The organism is Propionibacterium cyclohexanicum (genome assembly GCF_900111365.1).
GTDB lineage: Bacteria > Actinomycetota > Actinomycetes > Propionibacteriales > Propionibacteriaceae > Propionibacterium > Propionibacterium cyclohexanicum.
Window position 1 is genome coordinate 55872 of sequence record NZ_FOGZ01000012.1, and the last position, 12408, is coordinate 68279.

A 12408-nucleotide genomic window follows, 5' to 3' on the forward strand; every position below is an offset into this window, starting at 1 on the left:
CCCACCTCAGTCCCCGAAGCCGGTTCCGACTTCTTTGGCTGCCCTGATCCACGGATGGTCGATCGGCACATAACGGATCTTGCCCGCCACCTCCTCGAGGGGAACGGGCTCAGCACCCTCACCGCGGCTGGCGACCATGACGCCGAAAACGCCCTTGGCCACCAAATCTGCCCCCGCCGTGCCCAGCACGGTGGCCAGCATCCGATCGCGTCCCGAAGGAGTCCCGCCGCGCTGCACATAGCCCAGGATCGTGACGCGCGATTCAAGCCCCGTGGCCTTCTCGAGCTCACCGGCCAGCGTGAAGGTGTGCGCCCGGTGCGAGGCCTCGACGTTCGCCCGGTGTGCCTTGGCGGCATCGCGCGCCTCCGGGGAGCCGGCTTCTCGCACCAGAGCATCGGCGGCAGCCAGCTGGGCAGCGTCCCGCTCGTCGCGTGCTCCCTCGGCAACCGCGATGACCGAGAAATTGCTGCCATGGGAGCGACGACGCTTGATGGTCTCGGCGATGGACTCCACGTTGTAGGGCACCTCGGGAAGCAGGATCACGTCGGCGCCTCCGGCGATGCCGGCGCCCAGCGCGAGCCATCCGGCCCGATGCCCCATGATCTCGGTAAGGATGATGCGGTGATGGCTGTGCGCCGTGGAGTGCAGCCGGTCAATGGCCTCCGTGGCGATCTCAAGAGCGGTGGCGAAACCGAAGGTCTGGTCTGTTCCCACGAGGTCGTTGTCGATCGTCTTGGGCAAGGTGATGACGTTCATGCCGGCGTCCGCCAGGCGCTTGGCGTTCTTGGCGGTGCCTCCCCCACCCAGACAGACCAGCGCATCGAGGCGGTCCTTCTCGTAGTTCTTCTTGATGGTGGGAATCATGTCCTTCACGGCACCATCGACGACCATCTTGTGCACCTTGTCGCGGCTCGTGCCGAGAATGGTGCCGCCGACAGTGAGGATGCCCGACAGCGCCTGGGAATCGAGCGGGATGTAGCGGTTTTCGGCAAGCCCGCGCATCCCGTCGCGGAAGCCGATGAGCTCCATGCCGTAGGTGCCGATGGCCGCCTTGCCGAAGCCACGGATCGCCGCATTGAGGCCCGGGGAGTCACCGCCGGCGGTGAGTATCCCGACACGTGTGGTCATGAGTTCCCTCCTGGGCTTGTCGCTGATGCGTGCATTGCAGGCTGGCGACGGGCACGGCGCACCACCAGGGCCTTGAGCTCCTCGGCGTCGGCGCCCAGGCGCACGCTGTGGCGCGCGGCACCCTCGATGCCGGCGAAGCGAGCTGGTACCGGTGGCAGCTCGCCGGTGGCTTCCTGGATCGTCGTGGCGAACTTCACGGGAAGTGCGGTCTCGAGCACGATCATCGGCTCGCCGTCCAGATGCTGGCGGGCTACGTGCACAGCATCGGCGGTATGCGGATCGATGAGGATGTGGTGCTCTCGCCACAGCCGTCCGATGGCGGCGAGGCGGTCGGCGTGGTGGGAATGGCCCGAGACGAAGCCGTATTCGGGCCCGATCTGGGCGAACTGCGAGGTCTTGGAGATGTCGAATTGCCCGGCGGTGCTCACCTGCCCGAACAGCTCGCGCACCCTCGCGCCGTCGCGTCCGAACAGGTCAGCAATGAACCGCTCGACATTGGATGCCTTGGAGATGTCCATCGACGGACTCGAGGTGGCCAGCGTCTGGGCCGCCGAACGCACCCGGTAGACACCGGTGTGCAGGAACTCGTCGAGCACGTCGTTCTCGTTGGTGGCGAGCACGAGATGACGGATCGGCAGACCCATCGAGCGGGCGATGTGGCCTGCGCAGATGTTGCCGAAGTTTCCGGTCGGTACCGCGAAGCTCACCTGCTGGCCAGGGCCCGTCGTGACGCGCAGCCAGCAGGCGACGTAGTAGACGACCTGGGCGACGAGCCGGGCCCAGTTGATCGAGTTCACCGCGCCGATGTGCCAGCGCTGCTTGAACTCGGCATCGGCATTGATGGCTTTCACGAGATCCTGACAGTCGTCGAAGACGCCGTCCACCTCGACGTTGACGATGTTCGGATCGTCCAGCCCGAACATCTGGGCCTGCTGGAAGGGCGTCATCCGCCCGGCGGGGGTGAGCATCACGACACAGAGCCGGTCGCGCCCGCGCAGCGCGTATTCCGCAGAGCTCCCGGTGTCACCGCTCGTCGCGCCGAGGATGGTCAGCCAGCTGTCGCGGCGGGTCAGCTCGTACTCGAACAACTCCCCGAGCAGCTGCATCGCCATGTCCTTGAATGCCGCCGTGGGACCGTTCGACAGGTGACCCAGCCACATCTGCCCCTCGCCGATCCGGGTGACCGGCACGATCTGGGGATCACCGAACTTCTCGGGGGTGTAGGCCCGCTCGCAGATCCGGCGCAACTCGTCAGGGGAGATGTCGTCGATGAACAGCTCGAGCACACGGGCAGCAAGCGCCGCATAGCCCTCCTGCTCGAGCACGGCCCGCCAGTCCTCGAGCATCTGGGAACTGAGCTGCGGATAGCTCACCGGAAGGTAGAGCCCGCCGTCAGGAGCAAGCCCCTGCAACAAGATCTCACAGAAGGACTCCGCGCCGGTGGCAGACCCTGAACGGGTCGAGGTGTAGCGCACCCTCTCAGGCTACAGGGCCGGGCCACGGGCCGAAAACCCCGCGAGAGATCATGCTCGGGCTGTGCGGCGATATGGCGAGAATGGGCCCATGCCATCGTTTCGGGCGCGCTTCGCCGTCTCGGCACTTCGACCGGGTCACCGCCCCGACGAAGTGCTCCCGGCCGCCAGGCGTGCAGTTCCTCCACAAGCCCACTGCGACGACGTGCGTCTGGATGTGCAGCAGAAGCGCCCGGTCATCACCGTCCGATTCACCATCGCCGGCTCCCATGACGCCGACGAGGATGCCCGCGCCCGAGCCTGTGCCCGGCAGCTGGGCAACTCCCTGGGTGCCGTGGCGCAGCTGTCCGAACCCGTGGTGCTGCGCCGCGCCGGCCAGGCATGGCTCCAGGTGCCCTGAACGCCGGGCCACCGGCGCGATCGCCAGATCCCCTCGCCTGGGCACTCCCGGGCGGTGGCTCTCAGGCCGAGAGCTTGCGGCGCTCGGCGATCTCGGCGCGCGTCACCATGATCGGAGCCTCCTGGCCCTCGACCAGCTCGGGGGTGACGATCACCTGGGCGATGTCATCGCGGCTGGGCACCTCGAACATCACGTTGAGCAGGGTCTCCTCAAGGATGGCGCGCAGCCCGCGGGCGCCGGTGCCGCGATTGAGGGCCCGCTCGGCGATCGCCCGCACCGCCTCGGGAGTGAACTCCAACGAGACCCCGTCGAGTTCGAAGAGCTTCGCGAACTGCCGGACAAGCGCATTGCGCGGCTCGGTGAGAATACGTCTCAGCGCCGGCTCATCGAGCTTCGGCACCGTGGCCACCACCGGCACGCGCCCGATGAACTCCGGGATGAGCCCGAACTTGTGGAGATCTTCGGGACGCACCCCGGCGAACGGGTCGAGATCGCTCACCTCATGGCCGGTCCCACGAGGGGAGCTGTCGGTGGTGAATCCGAGCGAGTGCCGTCCCGCACGTTCAGCGATGATGTCCTCGAGGCCAGAGAACGCACCACCCACGATGAACAAGATGTTCGTGGTGTCGATCTGGATGAACTCCTGGTGAGGATGCTTGCGACCACCCTGGGGGGGCACGGAGGCGACCGTTCCCTCGAGGATCTTCAGCAATGCCTGCTGGACACCCTCACCGGAGACGTCGCGGGTGATCGACGGGTTCTCGGACTTGCGGGCAACCTTGTCGATCTCGTCGATGTAGATGATCCCCGATTCGGCCCGCTTGACGTCGTAGTCAGCGGCCTGGATGAGTTTGAGCAGGATGTTCTCGACATCCTCGCCGACATATCCGGCCTCGGTGAGCGCGGTGGCATCGGCCATGGCAAAGGGCACCTTGAGCATCTTTGCCAGGGTCTGCGCCAGATAAGTCTTGCCACAGCCGGTCGGGCCGATGAGCAGGATGTTGGACTTGCCGAGCTCGATGTCGTCGTCGCGCTTGGCATTGGCCTCCGTGCGGGCCTGCACCCGCTTGTAGTGGTTGTAGACGGCAACTGCCAGCGTCTTCTTCGCGGTCTCCTGACCGATGATGTAGCTGTCGAGGAAGCTCTGGATCTCCCTGGGCTTGGGCAGCTCGCTGGGCGCATCGGCGTCAGATCCCTCCGAGAACTCTTCTTCGATGATCTCGTTGCACAGATCAATGCACTCGTCGCAGATGTAGACCCCCGGGCCCGCGATGAGCTTCTTCACCTGCTTTTGACTCTTCCCGCAGAATGAGCACTTGAACAGGTCGCCGCTCTCCCCTATGCGTGGCATCTCCGCCCCCTTTCCTTCTCACCAGCCTAACCCGGCTGGGCGCGCGCAACCCGTGTCCCACGCACCCAGCCGGTATATGTCACGGCACTCAGCGATCCTTGAGGGATGTGAGAATGTCGTCGACGATGCCGTACTCCACCGCCTCCTGGGCGGTGAGGTACTTGTCGCGTTCCACATCGCGGCTGACCTGCTCCACCGGACGCCCGGTGTTGTCGGCCAGCATCTGCTCCATGAGCGAGCGGATGCGCAGAATCTCCGTGGCCTGGATCTCCAGATCGGAGGACTGCCCATAGCTCCCCTCGCCGGCGATGGCCGGCTGATGGATGAGGATCCTGCTGTTCGGCAGGGCCAGGCGCTGGCCCTTGGTGCCGGCCGCCAGAATCACCGCGGCCGCCGAAGCGGCCTGGCCCAGGCAGATGGTCTGGACGGCAGGCTTGATATAGCGCATCGTGTCGTAGATCGCGGTGAGTGCGGTGAACGAGCCACCAGGGCTGTTGATGTAGATGGAGATCGGCCGATCCGCGTCCATCGATTGCAAGCACAGCAACTGCGCCATGACGGCATTGGCGATGTCATCGTTGATGGGAGTGCCGAGGAAGATGATGCGATCCTCGAACAGCTTCGTGTAGGGATCGACCCGGCGCACACCATAGCTGGTGCGTTCCTCCCACTGGGGGATGTAGTACTCGGCAGTGGGCGAGGTGGCGAGCCCTGCCGGGACGACGGGAGACCCGCCGCCCGCAAGATTGGCGATGTCGTGTCGCATGACGGTCCTCACTGATTCGGCGCGTCGGTGGGAATCTTCGACGCGCGCTCGTAGACATGATCGATGAAGCCGTACTCGAGGGCCTCCTGCGCCGTGAACCACCGGTCGCGATCGGAGTCCTTCTCGATCTGCTCGACGGTCTGGCCAGTATGGCTTGCGATGAGCGCGGCCATCTCGTGCTTGAGATGGATGCTCTGCTCGGCCTGGATCTTGATGTCCGAGGCCGTGCCGCCGATGCCTCCGGACGGCTGATGCATGAGGATCCGGGCATGCGGCAGTGCGTACCGCTTGCCGGGGGTTCCGCCCGAGAGCAGGAACTGGCCCATGGAGGCGGCGAGTCCGATGGCCACGGTGGCGACATCATTGCTGATCCAGTGGATCGTGTCGTAGATCGCCATGCCGGAGTCGATCGAACCCCCAGGGGAGTTGATGTAGAGGTAGATGTCCTTGTGGGGGTCCTCGGCGTTGAGCAGCAGCATCTGTGCGCAGATCGCGTTGGCGTTCTCGTCCTTCACCTCGCTGCCGAGGAAGACGATGCGATTGGCCAGCAGAGATTGGTAGACGTTGTCGCTGAGGCCGAAGCCGCCTGCGCCGGCGGCTGCCGACCGCGGCAGCACGGGGTAGTTGACGTTGTCGTTCACATCCATGAACCTACCCGGCCGCTTTGGCAAAGCGGAGACCGGCCACCACTGTTCGCTGGCGGCGTGTCAACTTGAGCCGATGCCGCTCACCCTGGCAGAGGCTGGTTGGGTCGAGCTCAGGTCTGCGAATCCGCGTCGCTCAGGTCCGGATCGGTGGCGAAGAAGGCGTTGACCCAGCGCGATTTCGGATCGGCGTCGATCACCAGCGATTTCACGAATTGGGTGGCGGGCAGCGCGATGATCGCACCGAGCGGCCCGAAGACCCAGGCCCAGAAGAGCAGGGAGAGGAAGGACACGGTGATGTTCACGCCCACCGCGTTGCCGGTGACCTTCGGCTGGAAGTAGCCCTGCACCACCCAGGTGGTGATGAAGTAGACGATCATGAGCCACAGCGCGTTCTGCCAGCCGTTGACGAGCAGGGCCAGGAGGACCGGTGGCACCATCGCGAAGAAGAAGCCCACGGTGGGGACATAGGTGGTGATGAAGGTGAGGATCATCCACACGCCCATGAGCGGAACATCGAAGGCGCGCAGTGCGATTCCGTTGAGCGCGGCCATGATGAGCCCGAACAGGGTGGAGGCCAGCCAGTAGCGCCTGGTGCCATGCGCGAATCCGTTCATGGCGTGCGTGATGCGCGGATGCGAGCCGGTGGCCAGCTTCATCCGCTCGCTCCAGCCGGTGGAGTCGATGAGCACCATGAGCATCGTCGAGAAGGCGACCGTTGCGGCACCGACGGTGCCGGAGATCGATCCGAGCAGCCCCGTGACGACGGAGATGATGTGCGCCGGGTCGAAGTAGTTCGACACGGAGCTCATCGGATCGGCGTCGACGCCGTGTTCCACGAGGAAGGTGCGCAGGTCGTTGTAGAGGACGACGAAGCGCGGTACATAGCCGGGGATCGCGTCGATGAGCGTGCTCACCGCCCACACCATCGAGAGGGCCAGCACCACCATGGCGGCAATGAGAACCAGGGCCATGAGCAGCCCGGCCAGCCACGACGGCAGATGGCGGTGCCTGAGGAAGGTGTAGACGGGGTAGACCGCGATGACCAGGTTCGCGCCGAAGAAGGCCGGCGCGATGAGCCAGGACAGCTGCTGGAAGGTCCACAGGGTGCCGGCGACGCCGGCCATCGCCATGAGGATGACGGTGAGCCGGGGCAGCCAGTGGGGCTGGCCGCGGAACGGCCCCTGGGCGATGGCCTCCGGCGGGTGGTCCTGCGTCACCTGCTGGGCCGGGGCGGATGCCGCCTCGGGGCGCTGGCCGGTGGCGGCCGGGGTCTCGCCGACCTGCTCCTCGCGTCTCACACCGGGTTCTTCCTGCTCGTCGCCTGTCACTGCGTCCTCCTGTGTCTTCGGCCGCGATTGTCCACCCCGGCCCAAAGCTCAACTGACTGCCGGCTCGTCCTCGGCGTCCCCAGGGTCGCTGGCCAGCAGCGCATTGACCCAGCGTGCCCGCGGATCGGTGTCGATGATCAGGGCCTTGAGCAGCAGCGTCATAGGCAGCGCGAGCAGGGTACCCAGAGCACCGAGCACGGATCCCCACACGAGCAGGGAGACGAACGAGACTGTGGGGGTGACTCCGACGGATTGACCGGTGAAGCGCGGCTGGATGAGCGACTGGACCACGAAGTTGAGCACGCAGTACAGCACCACCACGACAAGCGCCTGCTTCCATCCCAGGGCGACCAGCGCCACCAGCGCCGGCGGGATGAGGCCGATGATGAATCCGATGTTGGGGATGTAGTTGGTGATGAAGCTCAGCAGTCCCCAGACCACCGGCAGCGGCACGCCGAGAATGGCCACCGCGATCGTGTCGAGGACAGCCACGATGAGACCGAAGACGGTAGTGACGATCCAATAGCGCCGCACCCCGCGGCTGAAGGACGAGAAGCCAGCGGTGATACGGGAATGGCCGGATTCGGCGATCCGGAATCGTGCTGCAAAACCGGGGGTGTCCATCGCCATGAAGAAGATCGTGGTCACGAGGACGGCCATGATCCCCAGGAAGCCCGACGCTCCCGAGAGCAGCGATGTGGCGGCCGACATGATGCTGTTCGGATCGATGCTCTTGAGGGACGAGAGGATCTGCTGTTCGTCGAACCCGAGGCGGGCCGCGAGGTCGATGACCTGCTGGTAGATCTGGCTGAACTCATTCCCATAGGTGGGCAGCAGACTGATTGTCTCCCCGACCGCCCAGGCGAGGCCCACGAAGAAGGTGAAGAGCACGACGAGGACGACCAGCGCCACGATGGTGGCCGAGATGGGCGAGGGGCAGTGTCGTTTCACGAGCCAGGTGTGCAAGGGGTAGGCCGTCACCATGAGGTTGAGCGCCAGGAAGATCGGCGCGAAGGTAGTGGCGAACTCTCGCAGCATGAGCAGCGCTGCGAGGACGAGCACGATGCCCAGAGCCACCTTGAGGAAGCGTGGGAACCCGGGCGCATCCGGGGAGGTGAGGGCCGATGCCGGCGCGGGCGTGGCGGTGCCGGAACCGCCCTGGACCACCGGGGCCCGGGAGCTGAGCGATTCGGGGGTCTCGGCGGGCTCTGATGGGGGCATGGGGCTCATCGTTGCTCCTTATCGGCTGCTGGGTGCAGGCCAGGAATCACCCTAGCAACGGGCAGCCCCGGTTTCAGTCGGATCGCCGCCCATGGGCCCGCAAGACAGCGGCAGCCGGCCCTCCCTCGGGGAGGCCGGCTGCCGCTGTCGCCGGCTCATTGCCCGCAGCGCACGCGCAGCGCCAGGCTCACTTGCCCGCGCGCATGCGCCGGGCCCAGGCTCACTCGTCCGAATCAGCGTCCTTGGCGGTTGTTGCGCCCTTGGCCGTCTTCTTGTCGTCGGTCTTGTCGCCGGCCGCCTTCTTCGGGGTCTTCTTGACCGCCTTCTTGGCAGGCTTCTTGGTCGCCTCGGCCTCGGCGGTGGCCTGCGGGGTTTCCCTCGCCTCGTCGGCGCCAGAAGCTTCGCCAGCGGAACCTTCCGAGCTGGTCTGAGCAGCGGGGGTCTCGGCCTGTGCCGGCGCAGCCGGTGCGTCCGCAGCATCGAGCTCCGGGGCCGGCGCCTGCTCGTCGTCCTGCTCAGGGGCCGCAAGAGTGCCATCGGACTGAAGATACTTCAGCTCGACGACATTGCCATCGGTGTCGGTGATGGTCGACTCGTCGACGATGAGCCCCAGCGCCTTCCCGCGGCGCACCTCGCCCATCCACTCGGCCATGTGATTGTGCTCTGTCATGTGCTGGACCTCCTGCTCCGGGGAGGTGCCGTTCTGCTGGGCCTTCTGCATGAGGAGCTGGGTGAACTCCTCCTGGCTCACCGGGATCTGACGATCCTCGGCGAGCTTGTCCAGCAGGAGCTGGGCGCGCAGCGCCTGCTCGGCGCGATCGTCGACATCCTTCCAGAACTCCTCGGGGGTGTCGGCCTCTTCGTCCTCGTTGTCTTGCAGGTATTGCTCGATCGTCAGCCCGGCCTGCTTGAGCTGGCTCTCGATCTGGTCGTGGTAGGCCTTCACCTCCTGCTCCCGGACGCCGGCCGGCAGCTCGAAGTCGACCTTCTCGAGCACCTTCTCCAGCACCTTGTCGCGGGCAGAGTTCGCCTGGCCGATACGGGCCATCCGAACCAGGTTGTCGCGCAGATCGGCGAGCATCTCGTCGACCGTGTCGAACTCGGAGACCATCTGGGCGAAGTCATCGTCGAGCTCGGGCAGTTCCTGCAGGTTCACCTTGGTGACAGTGACCTTGATGTCGGCTTCCTCGCCCTTGTGGGGGCCGCCCGCCAAGGTGCTCGCGAAGGTTTTCGTCTCGCCGGCCTTCATCCCGACGAGGGCCTCGTCGAGTCCGTCGACCATGCCGCCGGCACCCACGCGGTACTGCATCCCGCTCGACTCCGCATCCGGAACCGGCGCGCCGTCCTGGGTGGCCGACAGATCGAAGAGCACGACATCGCCCTCGGCGGCCGGGCGGTCGACCTCGGTGAGTGTTGCGAAGCGCTGGCGCAGCAGCTCGACACGCTCGTTGACCTCGTCGTCGTCGACCGTGACAGGCTCCACCTCTACCGCGATGTCGCTGAGATCGGGCACCTCGAAGTCAGGACGCACCTCGACCTCAGCGCTGAACTCGACGAGTTCGCCATCCTCCAGCTTGCTCACCTCGATCTCGGGCTGGCCCATCGGAGCGACCTCATGTTCCTGGACAGCCTTCGCGTAGGCTTCCGGAATTGCGTCATTGATGGCTTCCTGGAGAACTGCGCCGCGCCCGAAGCGCTGGTCGATCAAGCGCGGAGGCACCTTGCCCTGACGAAATCCGGGCAGATTCACTTGCTCGGAGATCCGCTTGTAGGCCCCGTCGATCTTCGGCTGAAGTTCGGCGAAAGGCATTTCGATGATGAGCTTCACCCGGGTGGGATTGAGCTGCTCGACGGTGCTGGGCACTAGGACTCCTGGTTGTCGGACATTGCGCGAGAGCGCGCAGATAACGCCCGCCAATCCTAGCGAGCCTGACGGGTAACGACCAACGACGTGCTCGGCGCGCCGCGACGGACCGCAGCGCAGGATCCGACCGGTGCCCGCCGAACTGGCAGACACAAGGCCATCCGCCTAGGACCAGCGGCGGATCGTGAAGTGGAGCGAACGACGGGAATCGAACCCGCGTAGCCAGTTTGGAAGACTGGGGCTCTACCATTGAGCTACGTTCGCGTGCGATGAGCAGGCCCAAGCCTATACGAACTGCCCGGCCGGGTCATGTCCGCGCTGCAGCGCCCTCCGATTCGGGTCGAACGCAACCTCTGCGATAGCCTTCACGATGTTCGGTCGGCTGCCCCACCAGTGGACAGGCCGAGCGAGGGACGCCGCACGCTCGTCAACCCGCAGGCACAGCCTCCGGTCGAGAACGCATGCGGGCGGGGTGTGGCGCAGTTGGTAGCGCGCCTGCTTTGGGAGCAGGAGGCCGCCGGTTCGAGTCCGGTCACCCCGACCCTGATCAGACCATGCTCGGGCACCCGGCACCCGGTGTCGATGCCTATGCTCCTGGCCCTCGTCCCTGTGTTCCTGACCATGGTCCGGCCTCTCTGCGGTCCGCCCGCCGGGCGGACCAACACCAGTCCAGCCGTCGTCCGGACACGGGCGCGAGCACCATAGCTGCCCCCTGTCGAGGCCGGCAGTACGCGGGCTTAGGCTTGCCTTAGAGCGGGCTCTGGAGCCGGCACGGCACCCGGAACTCGCCCGACACAGCTCGAACGGCACAAGTCGCAAAGGATTCGCAAGGAATAGGGGCAGACATGGCGCACAACCAGACCGCCGACAAGACCACCGAGAAGCAGATTCCGGACCAGCAGGGCTTCGTGGGCTACGAGTCCCAACCCCACGTCCAGGACGGTTGGGTGCCGCCGTGCTGCCGGCCCGCCAAGAAGAGCAAGCTGCGTGCCGCGATGGACAAGCTGAGCGTCAGATCTCAGGACTGATCTGACGTCGGATCTCAGGACTGATCTGACGTCGGGGGGACGAGCATGCACGACACCATGGCGTCCACATCGAACTCCCCGGTGTCGGTCATCAGATGCACCCGGTGCCCGCTCGACGCCGCTTCCACGGGTGCCGCATCCTCGTGTTCCACATCGGGATGCCGCGATGCCTGGGACAGTGCCCGCAGCGTTCCCCGCTCCCTCCCGTCGACCACGATCTGCCGGCCCAGGTGGGGCACCCCGAGATCGCCGACGACGAAGACCGAGGCCGATTCTCCGGCGGCGATCTCGGCGAGCGCCAGGCTGTCGCGGCACCGCTGGCACCGTCTCATCTCGACGACCAGCTCGTGCGCCAGGCGACGCCCTGCGAGGTCGAGAGCATCGATGGTCGCCTCATTGCGTTCCATCATGCCGGAGGCCATGCCTCCCACCACCGCGCCCCGCAGGTCGTGCCACTGCGCCTCACTCCACAGGCGCTCGATCTCGTCGCACATCCGCAGAATGAGTTCGGTCTGCGCGCGCTCGCGGCCGGTGCCCTGCGGTGCGGCAAATTGCGCACGAATCAAGTTGATATCTATTCCGCTCATGTGATCCTCCCGGCAGACCATGCTCATTCCAAGCCCATTCCCCGGCGCTCCTCGAAGGGAGGGTGCGCACGGGGAATTGCGGATGTGGAGAGGAGTTGCCGCCGGGACAATTCCCCGGCGGCAACTCCTGGCCAGGACACGATAACCGCTTCGCCCCCGGTGCGCCCCCAAGGGCGGTCAGGCCCGGCTTGACCTCCGATTGGTGATCCAGCCCCATACGAGCAGCACGATGATCGATCCGAGGATCGCGAACAGCCAGGCCTGGAGCGAGAAGAACTTGTCCATGACATCGGTGCCGGTCAGGGCACCACCCAACCACCCACCGACGATCGCACCGATGACGCCCGCGACGAGTGTCCCGAGCCAGCCCAGCTGATCCTTGACGATGGCCTTGGCGATCGTTCCGGCAATGAGGCCGAGCAGCAGGTAACCGAGGAATCCCATGATCCACATCCTTAGATTTCGTGTCGTCGCACCTGCGAGGTGCCTGTTCATGTTCAGCGCGCGGAAGAACTGCGGTATTCCGCACCCGGCTTTCCCATACCCCGCACACGGCCAGCCAATCACCCACGATGAGGCGAGATAGGCTCATGCGGGCTGCTCGCGGTGCCGTGAC

12 protein-coding genes and 2 tRNA genes are annotated in these 12408 nt (G+C 65.7%); 3 read left to right on the top strand and 11 right to left on the bottom strand.

The window, feature by feature from the left end; genetic code table 11:
- Nucleotides 1-6: 6 nt before the first annotated feature.
- Complete coding sequence (locus BMX93_RS07105) at nt 7-1128, bottom strand: 6-phosphofructokinase (protein WP_091969512.1); 1122 nt, start codon at nt 1126-1128, stop codon at nt 7-9.
- The gene (gene thrC, locus BMX93_RS07110) at nt 1125-2603 is read right to left on the bottom strand and encodes a threonine synthase (RefSeq protein ID WP_091969514.1); all 1479 of its coding nucleotides are present in this window, start codon (nt 2601-2603) and stop codon (nt 1125-1127) included. Before thrC ends, BMX93_RS07105 begins: the two co-directional genes overlap by 4 nt.
- Before the next feature lie 88 nt (nt 2604-2691).
- Between thrC and BMX93_RS12730 the strand changes: the two genes are divergently transcribed.
- Entirely contained in the window at nt 2692-3000 is a 309-nt protein-coding gene (locus BMX93_RS12730; RefSeq protein WP_143052843.1) for a hypothetical protein, read from the top strand.
- A 61-nt stretch (nt 3001-3061) separates the two neighbouring features.
- Here the strand turns inward: BMX93_RS12730 and clpX are convergent, their stop codons facing one another.
- The 7 genes from clpX to BMX93_RS07150 all read right to left on the bottom strand — a co-directional run bounded on the left by clpX (nt 3062) and on the right by BMX93_RS07150 (nt 10441).
- On the bottom strand, nt 3062-4351 hold the full coding sequence (gene clpX, locus BMX93_RS07120) for an ATP-dependent Clp protease ATP-binding subunit ClpX (protein WP_091969519.1): 1290 nt from the start codon (nt 4349-4351) through the stop codon (nt 3062-3064).
- Nucleotides 4352-4439: 88 nt separating this feature from the next.
- A complete protein-coding gene (locus tag BMX93_RS07125) occupies nt 4440-5117 on the bottom strand; it encodes an ATP-dependent Clp protease proteolytic subunit (protein ID WP_091969521.1) in 678 nt (225 codons plus the stop codon).
- An 8-nt stretch (nt 5118-5125) separates the two neighbouring features.
- On the bottom strand, nt 5126-5731 hold the full coding sequence (locus BMX93_RS07130) for a ClpP family protease (RefSeq protein ID WP_245725781.1): 606 nt from the start codon (nt 5729-5731) through the stop codon (nt 5126-5128).
- Between the two features lie 143 nt (nt 5732-5874).
- The gene (locus BMX93_RS07135; protein WP_091969525.1) at nt 5875-7092 is read right to left on the bottom strand and encodes an AI-2E family transporter; all 1218 of its coding nucleotides are present in this window, start codon (nt 7090-7092) and stop codon (nt 5875-5877) included.
- Between the two features lie 48 nt (nt 7093-7140).
- Nucleotides 7141-8322, bottom strand: coding sequence for an AI-2E family transporter (locus BMX93_RS07140; RefSeq protein ID WP_091969526.1), 1182 nt, complete (start codon nt 8320-8322; stop codon nt 7141-7143).
- A 211-nt stretch (nt 8323-8533) separates the two neighbouring features.
- Nucleotides 8534-10177: a trigger factor gene (gene tig, locus BMX93_RS07145; protein WP_091969529.1), complete on the bottom strand. Its 1644-nt coding sequence runs from the start codon at nt 10175-10177 to the stop codon at nt 8534-8536.
- Nucleotides 10178-10367: 190 nt separating this feature from the next.
- Nucleotides 10368-10441, bottom strand: a tRNA-Gly gene (locus BMX93_RS07150).
- A 204-nt stretch (nt 10442-10645) separates the two neighbouring features.
- Between BMX93_RS07150 and BMX93_RS07155 the strand changes: the two genes are divergently transcribed.
- Both BMX93_RS07155 and BMX93_RS07160 read left to right on the top strand, forming a co-directional pair.
- A tRNA-Pro gene (locus BMX93_RS07155) sits at nt 10646-10718 on the top strand.
- Nucleotides 10719-11022: 304 nt separating this feature from the next.
- Nucleotides 11023-11205: a hypothetical protein gene (locus BMX93_RS07160; protein WP_091969531.1), complete on the top strand. Its 183-nt coding sequence runs from the start codon at nt 11023-11025 to the stop codon at nt 11203-11205.
- Nucleotides 11206-11219: 14 nt separating this feature from the next.
- Here the strand turns inward: BMX93_RS07160 and BMX93_RS07165 are convergent, their stop codons facing one another.
- Together BMX93_RS07165 and BMX93_RS07170 are read right to left on the bottom strand one after the other, a co-directional pair.
- Entirely contained in the window at nt 11220-11792 is a 573-nt protein-coding gene (locus BMX93_RS07165; protein ID WP_143052844.1) for a hypothetical protein, read from the bottom strand.
- 177 nt (nt 11793-11969) lie between these two features.
- Nucleotides 11970-12236 (bottom strand): GlsB/YeaQ/YmgE family stress response membrane protein, encoded by a 267-nt coding sequence (locus BMX93_RS07170; RefSeq protein WP_091969570.1) that lies wholly within the window; start codon nt 12234-12236, stop codon nt 11970-11972.
- Between the last annotated feature and the right edge of the window lie 172 nt (nt 12237-12408).